Annotated in this window: 12 protein-coding genes and 1 riboswitch; of the genes, 5 read left to right on the forward strand and 7 right to left on the reverse strand. The window is 42.9% G+C overall.

The window, feature by feature from the left end; translation table 11 throughout:
* The first annotated feature begins 23 nt into the window (after positions 1-23).
* From AAEO50_RS11495 to AAEO50_RS11510, 4 genes are all read left to right on the forward strand, one after another.
* On the forward strand, positions 24-440 hold the full coding sequence (locus AAEO50_RS11495) for a CBS domain-containing protein (RefSeq protein ID WP_341983710.1): 417 nt from the start codon (positions 24-26) through the stop codon (positions 438-440).
* Between the two features lie 162 nt (positions 441-602).
* Positions 603-767, forward strand: a complete 165-nt coding sequence (locus AAEO50_RS11500) for a hypothetical protein (RefSeq protein WP_341983713.1) — start codon at positions 603-605, stop codon at positions 765-767.
* A gap of 334 nt (positions 768-1,101) precedes the next feature.
* A complete protein-coding gene (locus AAEO50_RS11505; protein ID WP_341983715.1) occupies positions 1,102-2,532 on the forward strand; it encodes an alanine/glycine:cation symporter family protein in 1,431 nt (476 codons plus the stop codon).
* Between the two features lie 146 nt (positions 2,533-2,678).
* Positions 2,679-2,942 carry a DUF2533 family protein gene (locus AAEO50_RS11510; protein ID WP_341983717.1) on the forward strand — a complete coding sequence of 88 codons (264 nt, stop codon included), beginning with the start codon at positions 2,679-2,681 and terminating at the stop codon, positions 2,940-2,942.
* A 99-nt stretch (positions 2,943-3,041) separates the two neighbouring features.
* On the opposite strand, the gene AAEO50_RS11515 is transcribed toward AAEO50_RS11510, so the two are convergent.
* From AAEO50_RS11515 to AAEO50_RS11525, 3 genes are all read right to left on the reverse strand, one after another.
* Positions 3,042-3,314: a DUF2187 family protein gene (locus tag AAEO50_RS11515; RefSeq protein WP_341983719.1), complete on the reverse strand. Its 273-nt coding sequence runs from the start codon at positions 3,312-3,314 to the stop codon at positions 3,042-3,044.
* Positions 3,315-3,462: 148 nt separating this feature from the next.
* Positions 3,463-4,323: an aminoglycoside phosphotransferase family protein gene (locus AAEO50_RS11520; RefSeq protein WP_341983720.1), complete on the reverse strand. Its 861-nt coding sequence runs from the start codon at positions 4,321-4,323 to the stop codon at positions 3,463-3,465.
* A 320-nt stretch (positions 4,324-4,643) separates the two neighbouring features.
* Complete coding sequence (locus AAEO50_RS11525) at positions 4,644-5,816, reverse strand: MFS transporter (RefSeq protein WP_341983723.1); 1,173 nt, start codon at positions 5,814-5,816, stop codon at positions 4,644-4,646.
* Between the two features lie 258 nt (positions 5,817-6,074).
* Positions 6,075-6,179: riboswitch (SAM riboswitch) on the forward strand.
* Between the two features lie 137 nt (positions 6,180-6,316).
* Here AAEO50_RS11525 and AAEO50_RS11530 point away from each other — a divergent pair.
* Positions 6,317-7,633 carry a Na+/H+ antiporter NhaC family protein gene (locus tag AAEO50_RS11530; RefSeq protein WP_341983725.1) on the forward strand — a complete coding sequence of 439 codons (1,317 nt, stop codon included), beginning with the start codon at positions 6,317-6,319 and terminating at the stop codon, positions 7,631-7,633.
* A gap of 96 nt (positions 7,634-7,729) precedes the next feature.
* Here the strand turns inward: AAEO50_RS11530 and AAEO50_RS11535 are convergent, their stop codons facing one another.
* The 4 genes from AAEO50_RS11535 to AAEO50_RS11550 all read right to left on the reverse strand — a co-directional run bounded on the left by AAEO50_RS11535 (position 7,730) and on the right by AAEO50_RS11550 (position 13,471).
* Positions 7,730-10,234 carry a cyanophycinase gene (locus AAEO50_RS11535; RefSeq protein WP_341983727.1) on the reverse strand — a complete coding sequence of 835 codons (2,505 nt, stop codon included), beginning with the start codon at positions 10,232-10,234 and terminating at the stop codon, positions 7,730-7,732.
* A gap of 282 nt (positions 10,235-10,516) precedes the next feature.
* Complete coding sequence (locus AAEO50_RS11540) at positions 10,517-11,272, reverse strand: (S)-benzoin forming benzil reductase (protein WP_341983729.1); 756 nt, start codon at positions 11,270-11,272, stop codon at positions 10,517-10,519.
* A 131-nt stretch (positions 11,273-11,403) separates the two neighbouring features.
* Positions 11,404-12,771 carry a hypothetical protein gene (locus AAEO50_RS11545; protein ID WP_341983731.1) on the reverse strand — a complete coding sequence of 456 codons (1,368 nt, stop codon included), beginning with the start codon at positions 12,769-12,771 and terminating at the stop codon, positions 11,404-11,406.
* Positions 12,772-13,000: 229 nt separating this feature from the next.
* On the reverse strand, positions 13,001-13,471 hold the full coding sequence (locus tag AAEO50_RS11550; RefSeq protein ID WP_341983733.1) for a helix-hairpin-helix domain-containing protein: 471 nt from the start codon (positions 13,469-13,471) through the stop codon (positions 13,001-13,003).
* Positions 13,472-13,478 lie beyond the last annotated feature (7 nt).

Below are 13,478 nucleotides of genomic sequence, written 5' to 3' on the forward strand. Positions count from 1 at the left end.
ACAACAATTGAGGGGGAATTTAAATGAAAGTACGCGATATTATGTCGACAAATGTTGAAGCTGCATCTAACCAGGATTCATTATCAAATGTTTCATCAAAGATGCAATCCAAGAATGTTGGTTCGGTGCCTGTTGTTGAAAACGGACAGGTTGTCGGTATGATCACGGACCGTGATATTGCCACTCGCGGACTGACAAACGGGACGCAGGGGGATAATGCATCTCAAGTGATGTCTCAAAACGTTGTGACCATTTCACCTGATGCTTCAGCCGAGGAAGCTGCGGCATTAATGTCTCAGCATCAAGTCCGCCGTCTTCCAGTAGTGGAAAACGGAAATCTTGTCGGTATGCTTGCACTTGGGGACTTAGCAGTACAACAGAAATCTGACCAGAGCGCGGGCGGCGCACTCACTCAAATTTCTGAAAACCATACAAGATAGTCACCTCATACAAAACAAAGAGGCTGAATTCTTTCAGCCTCTTTGTCATTCCTATGTCTCTATACGACATTTTTTTCACATTCAGGCAGGATTTTCTTGTTTTTTCGAGAATATCTTTTAGTATGCAATGGTAATTGACTGTGAGGAATAGGAGGTATCGGGATGAGTCGTTCAGCTTATTATCGTAAAGAAGTAAGGAATTTCAAGCGGGAAAGCCGTAAGAAGGTGTTTGTAGACGGAATTCTTGATTTCTTATTTATGCTTTTTGGCATTTCCATGATTACTGGAGTATTGCTATTTGTCTTAAGCTATTGGAACTACTACTAATCCCTCGGGAACTTTCTGCACTTCTTCATTTACATACCACCATCAATACATATACCTTGAAGAACAACTGCCATGGATGACTCCTGGCTTTTTTCTTTTAAAAAATATTATGTCACTCTTTATTTTTCATTATTGTAAAATAACTTATTTCACTCATACTTCGTATCCCTCTTTTTATAAAACCCATAAAAATCCCTTAATTACTATGACAGTATACTTCGTCCCCCTAAATGATCGCTGGTAAAATTTAAATATTCAGATAATAACTTGACATTCAATTTCAATTTTCAGATAATAGTAGACGTAACCGATTCAAATTTTCGAGGGGGTTATCATGGATATTTTAAACGGTTTAGTAAATGAGGCAAATTCTCTATTATGGGGTTACATCTTAATTGGGTTGTTGATCATCTTAGGATTGTACTTCACAATAGGGTCAAAATTTGTTCAAATTCGCCACATTGGTGAAATGGTACGATTATTGGGTGATAAGGATGTTACAGAAGCCGGAGGAAAGAAACAAATTTCTTCTCTGCAGGCATTCTTTATAGGAGCAGGTACTCGAATTGGTACAGGTAATTTAGCGGGAGTAGCCATTGCCTTAGCACTTGGAGGTCCTGGAGCGGTGTTCTGGATGTGGGTTGTAGCCATTTTGGGAGGAGCCAGTGCATTTGTAGAAAGTACGTTGGCCCAGATTTATAAAGTGAAAGACAAAGTAGGATTCAAAGGCGGCCCTGGCTATTACATGGAGAAACAATTAGGGAAACGCTGGATGAGTACCATCTTTGCAGTAACGATTATTTTGTCATTCGGAACAACCTTTAATGCCGTACAGAGTAATACAATTTCTACAGCATTTAATAATTCATTCGGGATCAGCCCGTTAGCAATCGGACTTATATTAGCTGGTTTGACGGCACTTATTATCTTTGGCGGCGTTAAGCGGATTGCAAGCTTCTCATCTGCAATTGTTCCAATCATGGCAGTCTTTTATATCGTATTGGCATTATTCGTAGTCATCACAAATATCACAGAAATGCCAAGTGTGATCGCACTCATTTTCAAGAGCGCATTTGGATTTGAACAGGTAGTTGGGGGCGGAATCGGTGCTGCCATCATGAACGGTGTGAAACGCGGACTGTTCTCAAATGAAGCAGGTATGGGTAGTGCGCCCAACGCAGCTGCGACTGCGTCCGTTTCCCACCCTGTAAAGCAAGGATTCATCCAGGCACTTGGAGTATTCTTTGATACACTGCTTGTATGTTCTGCAACAGCGTTCATCATTCTGACTTCTGATGCTTACGGATCTGGACTGACAGGCATTGAGCTTTCTCAAGCCGCTATGTCTGAACATTTCCAATCATGGGCAGGCATCTTCCTGGCAATTGCCATCTTCACATTTGCTTTCAGTTCGATTATCGGAAGCTATTATTATGGAGAAGCCAACCTTCCATTCATCAATAAAAGTAAAACGGGACTTCTCGTTTACCGCTTCATCGCATTAGGAATGGTCATATTCGGTTCTATGGCAAGCCTTGATATCGTTTGGGCTCTTGCTGACTTATCGATGGCGCTGATGGCAATTACAAACTTGATCGCCATTGGAATCCTGGCTCCTATTGCCTTTAAAGCATTGAACAACTATATGGATCAGCGCAGGCAGGGATTAGATCCGGTCTTCTATGCTGATGACATTCCCGGTTTAAAAGGAGTCGAAAGCTGGCCGAAACGAGAAGATATGCGTAAGAAGGCTGTTAATGAGTAAAGCTCATTCATGAGATCAAGAACAGGCTCACCGTTATGGGAGCCTGTTCTTTTTGTTCATGCTCACTAAAAAAGGAGCATTGCCATTTTTCTTATTAAAAAGCATAATAAGAACAAAGAACATTTCGGATTGAGAGGAATGAGAACATGAGTGTACATAAAGAGATTACTAAACATTCAACCAAGCAAAATCAGCTTGTACAGAAGTTCATGCTGCTGGACCAGGAGAGAGAACTGGCCATTGATGAAGCTGTGAAACGTTGTCAGGCAGGCGAGGCTTTTACGACCGACCGGATTAATGAAGCAACACAGAAAATCAATACCCTCGCACGGCAGGGAGTTGTGCCTCAGCGGAAAGTAGTGACCAAAGAAATGGTCGAGGAGTATGCGCGGAAGCTGAAACAACAATAATAAATCCCTGCTCAGTCACGACAAGGGCTATGCGCTGGAGCTGATAATAAAAAAAGCTGACCTCTCGAATATTTAATTCGGAGGTCAGCCTTTTATTTTTTATGCTTTTAACGCACTGTTCCAGCCGTCGTACACGAATACTGGCTGTTCTTCGTTTTCTGCTCTTTCTACGATGACATAGTTTTTATGGCCGACAACCGTTTGATTATCAGGAAGTTCCAGTTTTTTCACTACTTCATCTTTTACTTTAACAATGACTGTGTTTTCTCTTAAAGAAGTCACCACACCGTTTACGATATGCTTCTTTCGTTTAAATTGAATCGTATCTCCAAGGTTTGCATAATCTTTTGAGTACAAGAAGTTGTTATTCATATGAAAGTTCTCCTTCACGTTTTTATAGTCTAGTTTATGTTCAGTATTTTTTATTAAAAGTTTATAGTTGATTGATTGCGTTTTCTTATTTCTTCTTGTACCACTTTTCGAGAAAATTCAAACATTTATTCGAAAAATTTTTCCGGAATTATTTTCTATATCCCGAAATCCCATTTTCAAAAGCTTCTCTATCGTCATTTTCAATTCCGAATAACGCTTCCTGCAAAGCGAAAGTACTTTGATAGAAATAGACTCTGTCCTGGAATGTCATTATTTCAGGATAATGTGGAATCATCATTCTGAAGAACTGTTCACCATAGCTTGCTAATAATCCGGCAACATCATAAGCAGGATCACTGATACCTGCTCCCCCAAAGTCGATAATTCCCGAGACTGTACCCTTGTCCCATAAAATATTCGAACAGCCAAAATCGCCATGTATGATGCACGGTTCCACAGTTTCACAGGAATGAAAGAAATCAGTGAAACGATTATCCACTTCTTCAATCGATTCTTGCTTCATAAACGGATAGATTTTTGTCTTTAGCCTTTCATACAAGTCTCTCATTTCTTTAAAACATGTCGATTCACTGCGTTGAATAGAGCTGAGCTCAGAGTCCAATGGAAGGCTGTGAAGCTCTTTCAGAAATACGGCCAGGACCTCAGCCGCCTTCTGTATCTGATTTGTATCGAGACAACTCATGTCCTTTTTCCAAAGGGGGTTTCCCGGTAAGATGCGATATCCTGTAAACACCTTCCCCGGTTCTTCAGGAAGAAAGAATTGATAGCACGGCTGTGGAACAAGGAGGGATAGTTTTGATGATACATAATCGAGAATTGCTGTCTCTTTCTTTAGCTGTTCTATTCCTGCTCTATACTTTGGGAAGCGAAACACCCATTCATTATTGACAATCAGCACATCGTTATTCTGTCCCTGCTTATTTTGATGGTATTGTTTGATATCAAGATGAGGGACCTTCTCTTTAATAAGATTGATTTTATCTTCCATGATTTTCTCCTTTTTACTAAACATCTTTATCGATTTCTCACCTATTAATTAGCTATTCACTATGTAAAGACCTTTTTAAATAGGATCTGTTAAAGGCTATTTTTGTTTATTAACTGGTTCTAGCTGTTGATTGGAGTGCAAGACGAAGACTCCTGCGGGAGAAGTGGCCAATGTGAGACCCCGCAGGCGAAGCCGAGGAGGCTCACAGGTCACCCGCGGAAAGCGAAGTCTTGCACGGAAATCAACAGCGGTGTTTAGCACCAGTTAATAATAAAAAAAGACGCCCCCTAAAGATTTCTCTTTAAAAAGCGTCTGTTAGATTAATAGGCCAGAGCCTGCCTCTTCTCTTCTTTCATTAATACAAAGCAAAGGAGAATGCCTATTAATGACAGTACTGCAAAGAACAAGTAGACCGCATAGATTGAAAATGTTTCAAGGATGAACCCGCCAACAAAGGTGCTGAACCAGTTTCCAAGTCCATTTCCAATTGCCGAATAAATGGTGACCGCCGTGGCTGTTATATGAGCAGGCGTGATTTCTCTTATATAACGGAGACCGGCTGGAACAAACAGCCCGATGGCGAGACCCTGCATGACAGCAGAACTGTAAACAAGCCCTAAACTTGGTTCTGTAAAGTAGAACAGCCAGCGGATCATGGACGCCGCTCCGGCTAAAGCTGCTACTGTCAACAATCCAAATCGGTCGATCCAATTGCCGGCAACTCTCATAAAAGGCACTTCGGATAGTACTGCGATTAAGAAAGCGAGACCGATTCCCGCATACGTGCCGCCGGAGTCTTCCACAAATAATCCGAAGTACGTATTATTTGCAAGATTCGGACCGAATACCATGAAAGTGACGGCTAAAAAGATCAAAAACTTTTTAAGCGTAAACAGTTCCTTCATTCCAGCCCTTAAATCAAGCTTGGCAGCCGCTCGTTCCTTTGGAAAGCGGAAAGCCAGCACAGCCGACAGAACCAGACATACGAAGAATGCGTAAAAAATGATGGTCGGTCCGATAAAACCTTCCGATAATTTCCCCATCACATATACGGCAACACCGAATCCCAGTGATCCAAATAATCGTATATTTCCATAGTTATAACGGACTTTACTTGTATACTTCAGACTTATACTGTCTGAAACGGGTATAATCGCACTCTGGAAAACAGCAACCAGTATCGCAATCAGAAGGAGTCCATAGTAAAGGTCGGTCACAAGATACCCGAGAGCAAACATTCCTGCAACCAATGAAGTAAAGGCCAGCACCTGTGTCGGACGATTCGTCGTATCGCTCACCATTCCCCAGATCGGCTGAAAGAATATCATCATGATGGGTCCGACCGACATGATGGTCCCAATCTGGTATCCATTCAAGCCGACACTTTCACTTAAATATACGCTTAACAGCGGGTATAGACTGCCTACACCAAAAAAAGTCAAAAAATAAAAGCCTTGCAAAGTAAAGACTTGATTACGTACCGTTCTTTCCACTTCCATATCCCCCAGATGTTTTTTATCCCTATAATACTAGACCTATTTTAGAAGATTGTAAATCCTTTTTATGGATGAAGTAAGAATCTGCTCCATGGCTCAATCTTTATAAAAACCAATTAATATAGGGTTCCATTCGACTGAATCATATTGGCTGGAAAACTTTTATGGTCCTATGAACGATTTTTCCGTTTGACTTTTTTTCTTAGACGCATTAAAGTATGTAAGTATAATTTTAAAAATGAATATGACGTATTCTTCTTATCCAGAGAGACGGAGGGACTGGCCCTACGATGTCTCGGCAGCGGACTCCTTACGAGTGCTGTGCCACATCCAGCAAGCATGATGCTTGAAAGATAAGAAGAGTGTTTCTTTTGATGGAAACCTCTTCTTGTCGAGAAGAGGTTTTTATATTTTAACCAGGGAGGTAATACTCCTATTGAGGGTTATTACCTTCTCAATCCATTCATCAATAGACAATTGTCAAAGGAGTTGTTCAAATGATTAACGAAAAAGGAAATCTTCTGGCTTTACTGCCATTACTTATATTTGTTTCACTCTTTCTAGGTGCCGGGATCATTTCAGGAGATTTTTACGCATTTCCAGTTTTAGTCTCCATCATCATCGCAGCTGTAGTGGCGCTGCTTATGAACCGAAAGGACTCCCTGAATGCAAAGGTAGAACGCTTTGCCAAAGGGGCGGGACATCCAGATATTATGATCATGGTGTTTATCTTCCTTTTAGCAGGAGCGTTCTCGGGAGTCGCTGAAAATATGGGAGCCGTTGATTCAACTGTGAATCTGGCTCTATCTGTACTTCCAGAAAACCTTGTTATTGTAGGGCTGTTTTTGATCGCAGCGTTCGTTTCATTATCCATGGGTACTTCAATGGGCACGATCGCTGCACTTGCCCCGATCGGTGTCGGAATTAGTTCGGGTACGGACATCGCCATACCTGTTGCGATGGCAACGGTCATCGGCGGTGCGATGTTTGGTGACAACCTCTCGTTTATCTCTGATACTACGATTGCAGCCGTCCGTACGCAGAAAACGGAAATGAAAGATAAATTCAAAGTGAATTTCTTTATCGTTCTTCCAGCAGCCATTCTAACAATGGTAACCTTATACTTTATTACAGCAGGCAACCAATCAACGGTGGATGCCGAGGCCTTTAACTGGGTGAAGATCCTCCCTTATTTGGGAGTCATCATCGGTGCATTGGCAGGATTGAATGTGTTTGTCGTCCTATTCGGAGGCATCGTGCTATCAGGAATCATCGGGTTTGCAGATGGCAGCTTTACACCTTCCAGCTATTTTGGAAGCATTGCCGATGGAATGACTGGAATGGCTGAAATCGTGATACTGACTGTCCTAATCGGAGGTGTGGTTGAACTTATTCGATATAATGGTGGAATACAGGCGCTGCTTTATCTTGCCACCCGCAAGATCCGCTCCCCACAAGGAGCACAGCTGGCAACGGCAGGACTTGTAAGTTCAACAAACCTTTGTACGGCAAACAATACGATCTCTATTATCATTGCAGGTCCGCTTGCGAAAGAAATCAGTGAAAATTATGGGGTCGATTCACGTAAGTCTGCAAGTATCCTGGATATATTCTCTTGCTCTGTACAAGGCTTGATCCCATATGGAGCACAAGCGTTACTTGTAGCAGAAACAGCAGGGATCTCACCATTAAGTGTTATCCCATATGCTTTCTATCCAATTCTAACCGCAGTATGCGGATTAGTTGCAATCCGATTTGCACTACCTAAGTTTACACGCTCAAAAGCACCTAAGCCGAGCACTGCACGTTCATAAATATCAAAGAGACAAGCCTTCGAAGGCTTGTCTCTTTTTATGTGATTTCCTGTAAAGCTGCCGCATTGTCCGGCAGCTCCCCTATATAAAGGTGGGTCACTGAACCTCGACCCGGACAGGAACAATATCCATTTCAACGTTAATAAATGAATAATCATCTTTATTACCATCCTTGTAGCCCCAGAAGCCGTCCGTATCAGTTCCTTTTTTGAAGGTCAGCTCAAACCCTTTTCCTTGATCAAAGCTATAACTTTTCACACTTTCTTCACGCGCGTTATCGACCAGGCTGTAGGATATGAAGTTACCAAGCGAACCATGTGGAGTCAGCACTCCCGAATGGGGAGCCGCTTCATAATCGTAATATTCCGCTCCACTAGTAGACACTTTATGATCACTAATCGTATATTCTTTCGTTTCTGCATTGAGTGAATCACCAGACTTAACCCAGGATAGTTTTATATTTCTATATTTGTTAGGGGCAGCTTCATCCATCTCTGCCTTCGAAAGATCCACAATGGATACCCCGCCCTTCCCTTTGATTGTCAGGGAATCTGTCTGGTTATCAAAAATCAAAGCAGTATCTTCATCGATTCCATACGAATATGCCCCAGCGGTACCATGAGCAGCGGCAGTTGTGATGAGCCTTCCCAGCCTTGCTTTCTTATCGAAATGCTGATCGATGATCCCATGCGGGAAGAATCCAAGGCCTTGCTCGAGATATACGGCTCCGCCTTCCTGCTGGGTCATACTGTCATATTCTTCAGTGAATCCATGAACAAGGGCATCGTGGCTGCCGCCGCCTGCAAGCATGACATCACTCATAATGGCGGCACCTGCACTCGTCCCTCCTAGTACAGCCCCATCTTCATAAATCGCCCAAAGACTCTCAAGTGCCTTTGACCTCGTTCCATCTTCGTTGAGTAGGGTATCGGTAATTCTCGTCTGATCGCCTCCCACAAACCATATGGCATCATAGTCTAAGAGTTTAGCTGCAAAACTCTCATCGTTCTTGTTTTTCACCCATTGTGATTCATCTGCTTCAGTTTCTTTATAATCCCGGTTTGCCAAAGGAAGAATGTCAATATTATGTTCTGATACCCCATAGGCTCTCAGGTCCGATTTGAATGCAAGAGAAGATTTCAGACTTGAACTGGCCGCAGGGATGATTCCAATCTTCCCATTATCCCCCGCTCTGTCAATGAAGGCTTTATATACCTCTTCATTACTGCTGCCCAGAGCCCCTCCTGCCATGACCAGACTTCCCTTTGTCTCTTTATCGAAAGGCGGTTTCTGATAAGAGAAGGTGGACTCTTTATATTCAGGGAATAATGAAGAATCCTCTTCAAATGAAACTTTCACTGGCTCGACGTCCATCTTCACGTGTGCAAACGAGTATGAATCCTTCTGCCCGTCCTGATAACCCCAGAACCCATTTGTCTCTTCAGCTTGATGGAATGATAATGTAAACCCGTTCCCTGTACTGTCGTATAGATAGCTTTGAACACGATCGGTCTGGCTGTTATCAACCAAAGAATAAGATAGATAATGCTGCAGTGTCCCATACGAGGTCAGGACTCCTGTTGCCGGCAAAGGATTGAAATCATAGTATTCATACCCTTTTGTCTCTAACTTATCCTCTGAGATCATGATATCGTTCGTTTCGATATTCAGCTTGTCTCCTGGTGACAGGTAACTGATATCGACGTTTTTCATTTCTTTTCCAGAGAGAACGGCATCGCTAATATCGACTACAGCGACTCCGCTTCTTCCCAGGAAGCTGACCACCTGCGCCTCATTATTCACAACCATGGCCGTATCTTCATCGACCCCGAACCCAAGCTCTCCTTCATCGCCATATTCAAATGCAGCCGCCGCGAGCCTCCCTAAGCGTGATCGCTCGTTAAAATGCTGGTCAATGATGCCGCCTTGAAAGAATCCAAGACCTTGTTCAATGTAGACTGGAGCATATTCCTTTGAAGCATCCGCATAATCTTTATCGGTGAAATCCTGGTTGAATCCCCCTAAGCTGTCTCCTCCTGTGATCATGACATCGCTCATAATGGCCGCCCCTGCACTCGTCCCCCCAAGTACTGCACCATTTCGGTAAACTTCCCAGATGGCTTCAAGCGCTCTAGTCTTTTTTCCATCTCCTTTTAACAATGCATCTGTGATTCTCAGCTGATCCCCGCCTACAAACCAGATTCCTGTAAGGCCCTTAATTCGCTCAGCCATCTCTTTTTTATTTACGTTCCCTTTCCATTTGTTTTCATTTTCATCGGTTCCGCTAAAATCATGTGAGGAGATTGGGAGGATTTCTATGGAAGATTCGTTTACGCCATAGCCAGCCAGGTCCTCTTTGAACCTATTCGATGATTTCAATGAACCTGAGGCGGCAGGGACTACACCAATCCTTGCCTGTTCCTTTCCCCCTGCCAGCTTGATGAACTCGTTATATACTTCTGCATTGCTGCTTCCAAGTGCTCCTCCCACAATCACCAAGTTCCCCTTGATCTCTTTCCCTTCCCCTTCAGCATATGTACTGAGGTTTCCCATACCGCCAAATAACAACATAAAACTGAACACAAGCAAAAGCTTTCTCATCTTTTTTATTTCTCCCTCCTATTTAGGTTTCATCTCTTTCAATTGCAATTTTCATGCCAACCTAAATAGACTGAATTATCAATCGTTTTCACTTTCACTTTTTGCAATTGGTCTTTAACGGGAGGGAATATTAAAAACCATTTAAACCAAAAGAAGGATCTCGCTAGAACTTTTAATAAGGCACCGCTTCTTATTACCATATAAAAAAGCAGATTCCCCAAGGAACCCGCCTTTTCTTCCATTATTGGATTCTATTTTTCAGATTTACATTTTGCTTTTACCTTATAGCAGGTCATTTACATGATATAGTTTACCAGATTCAACTTCCGTTTCCGTCACAAGTTTCACAATGACCTCTGCTACTGTATCCGTGTCCCTCAGCATTCCTTGTTCTTTGTAACGCTTAAAACTTTCAACATCGGCAAAGGCTTCTTCAGAAGATGAACGGATGGTTCCCTGCATATCCGTATCCATAACCCCTGGGCTGAATGCAATCACCTTATGCCTGCTGCCCTTCTTTGAAAGCTCGAGACTTACGGTTTCCGTCAGCATATTGACCCCCGCTTTCGTGGAACAATACGTACTCCATCCGTAAACGGGTCTGCTCCCTGCTCCTGAACTCACATTGACCATGATAAGCTGACTTTCCGAACGTTGAGAGGCTCTCAGCATTTCATTCGTCACAATCATGGGCGATAGCAGATTTACATTCACACTCTTTTCAAGGTCTGCATTCTCTACCTGACCGGAAGGGTTGATGGGTGTCACCACACCAGCATTCTGTACAAGATAAATTCGGCCGGCACCGTCGCCAAACACTTTGCTGCCTATCTTTTTTATTGCTTTCTCCGTTTCTGCAGGATTGGAAAGGTCGCACTGAACGTACTCATATGAGACGCCTGTTTCATCACACAATTTTTTTAGCCCGCCATTATCCGTTCGGGAAACGTTAATAAGGGAAATGCCTTTCTGCGCAAAAAGCTTTGCTGCCGACTCACCTAATCCTCTTGTCGCACCTGTTACAATTGCGTAATCCATATGAACCTCTCCTTTCTTATATGATTGATTATATAAGGAACGTTATAAATTACAAAAAATTTTGTTTCCAATACAAACCTTCTCAAAAAAATAGCTCCACGATACTATATCGTGAAGCCATTTAGCTAAAATTACTCAGCGTTATTATTTTTTTGAAGCACCTTCAAACCAGAACCCATATCTGATGCCAGAATGTAGTTGCGGTCTGCAAATACACCCCAGATAAATGAGTTTTCCGGAACGTAGCGCCCAATCTCTGACGGTTTTGCCGGGTCGGTAATGTCAACCGCTCTCACGCCGCCTGCATAGTGGGATAAATAAAGGGTATTCCCAACAACTTTCGGATCATGGACGGTATTTGCAAATGTTACCCCGTCCTCCACATCATCAACAAGATCCGTCTTGAAATTGCTTAAGAGTTTAGGATTTGTTTTGTCCTTGATATCAAAGATCCTCGTGTATCCATAGGACTCTTCATAGCCTTGCCGTTTTGGAGCGTATACTTCTCTCGTTTCAACCAGTACCGTGCCTCCCTTGGCAACTTGCGCTGAGTGTGCAGACCCCTGCTGATCTGATGCATATTCCGTTCTTCCCAAGTATTCTGGATTGTCCGGATCACTGATGTCCAGCATGATGGTTCCGAGATCCCAAAAAGATAAGAAAGCTGTCTGGGCATTTTCATCTGTCATAACGCTATGATTGAAGACTGGGCGAGTCTTTCCATCCGGAGCTTCCCAGTGATAGCCGTTAAAGTCAGCTGATACTTCCTCAAGCTGACGGGGATCAAATTCATAGATGGTTTCGGGGTTGGATGGATCGCTCACATCAATCAGTGAGAAATCCTTCTTCTCTCCGTGTGTATAATAGTCAGCATAGTTGCTTGCCGCCAAGACAAAAGCACGGTCTCCCTGTTTGGCCAGATATAGTTCATGTGTTCCCGGTGCTCTCTTATCCACCGCCCAGAATCCGAGCTTTTCAGGGTGATAAGGGTCCGTGACATCGTAAAGCAGGACACCTCCTACAGAGTCAGAGTTGCTGCGATCAAGCTGTTGAACACTGACTGCGGCCAAGTCTCCATTGAAATCCTCCGTATTTACCTTCTTCACAACGACCTTCTCTGTCCATGTTCCGGGAATTTCATCCGCAAATACTGCAACTTCCTCCGGGTTCGATGGGTCTTTGAGATCAAATACTCGTACGCCCCCATTGCCTCCACTCTTCGTATGGGTACCAACGTAGGCAAAGCCGTTATGTGCATAGACATCAGCAGTATTATTTTGGACCCCATCTTTCTCTTCCAATTGGACCGCTGCCACTTCATGCCATCCGCTGAGGTTCTTGCTGCCTTCAAGGTGTGGAATTACAGCTTCTGCTCCTGAACCCTCTCCTTTTTCTATCGAAATGTCATCTAAAACGTCATGGGCGAGTGCACTTGGTGTTATCATGGCAAAACCTAATGCTCCAATAAAAAATGAGTTTAATAGTAGTTTTCTTTTCACTTAAACAGCCTCCCTGTCTTTATTACCATTAATTTCTTTTTATGGTTTTATATGTTTTAACACAAGGCTTACAGCTTGTCAGTATATTTTGGTGAAAACAGATGAAAAGAACTATCTATTTTTGTAATTTTTAGATTATTTAGTCCGTAAGTCAGTAATAGTCCTCTGCTTATTGACCCATAGAAAAAACATGCCACAATGAGGGGCATGTTTTTTAAAAATCGAATATTCATTTTTTCATAGAATCCCAAGCCTTTGTCGGCCGGTCGGAAGGATATCCGTGTTTTTGACGATATGCTTTTCTTTCAGACGTGAAGTCCCACCAATTCTTCTCACTGTCAGGATTCCTCGCATGATGGACGACACATCTCAAGGAATCTTCCACACAAGGGTCCATCCAGACTCCGTATTTTTTCTCGAGTGTGATGATCAGGTCTTCCCCTTTTTCTTCCTTGATTTCTTCATAAGAATAGAACTGCAAGTCTTCGACTACGTTATGGGCCATATTCGGACCGATGGAAGGAATCTGTTGAAAAATGGACATCCCAACCAAGTATCTGGCTCTTTCAAGCGGGATTTCCACCCTTTCACTCAATTCTTCAGGAGAAATATGATGTACATCGCTTAATTTTATTTTCGCTCTTCGAAGAGATGTTCTCTCGTCATCTGTCAAAGGAAGTCTTGGGCTCTTACCGCTCACGTCACTC

This window comes from Rossellomorea oryzaecorticis, from assembly GCF_038405515.1.
Lineage (GTDB): Bacteria > Bacillota > Bacilli > Bacillales > Bacillaceae_B > Rossellomorea > Rossellomorea oryzaecorticis_A.

What these genes read in the sequence shown, in the direction of transcription:
- AAEO50_RS11495 (WP_341983710.1), top strand. Translation starts at nt 24, where the DNA reads ATGAAAGTACGCGATATTATGTCGACAAATGTTGAAGCTGCATCTAAC.
- AAEO50_RS11500 (WP_341983713.1), top strand. Translation starts at nt 603, where the DNA reads ATGAGTCGTTCAGCTTATTATCGTAAAGAAGTAAGGAATTTCAAGCGG.
- AAEO50_RS11505 (WP_341983715.1), top strand. Translation starts at nt 1,102, where the DNA reads ATGGATATTTTAAACGGTTTAGTAAATGAGGCAAATTCTCTATTATGG.
- AAEO50_RS11510 (WP_341983717.1), top strand. Translation starts at nt 2,679, where the DNA reads ATGAGTGTACATAAAGAGATTACTAAACATTCAACCAAGCAAAATCAG.
- AAEO50_RS11515 (WP_341983719.1), bottom strand. Translation starts at nt 3,314, where the DNA reads ATGAATAACAACTTCTTGTACTCAAAAGATTATGCAAACCTTGGAGAT.
- AAEO50_RS11520 (WP_341983720.1), bottom strand. Translation starts at nt 4,323, where the DNA reads ATGGAAGATAAAATCAATCTTATTAAAGAGAAGGTCCCTCATCTTGAT.
- AAEO50_RS11530 (WP_341983725.1), top strand. Translation starts at nt 6,317, where the DNA reads ATGATTAACGAAAAAGGAAATCTTCTGGCTTTACTGCCATTACTTATA.
- AAEO50_RS11535 (WP_341983727.1), bottom strand. Translation starts at nt 10,234, where the DNA reads ATGAGAAAGCTTTTGCTTGTGTTCAGTTTTATGTTGTTATTTGGCGGT.
- AAEO50_RS11540 (WP_341983729.1), bottom strand. Translation starts at nt 11,272, where the DNA reads ATGGATTACGCAATTGTAACAGGTGCGACAAGAGGATTAGGTGAGTCG.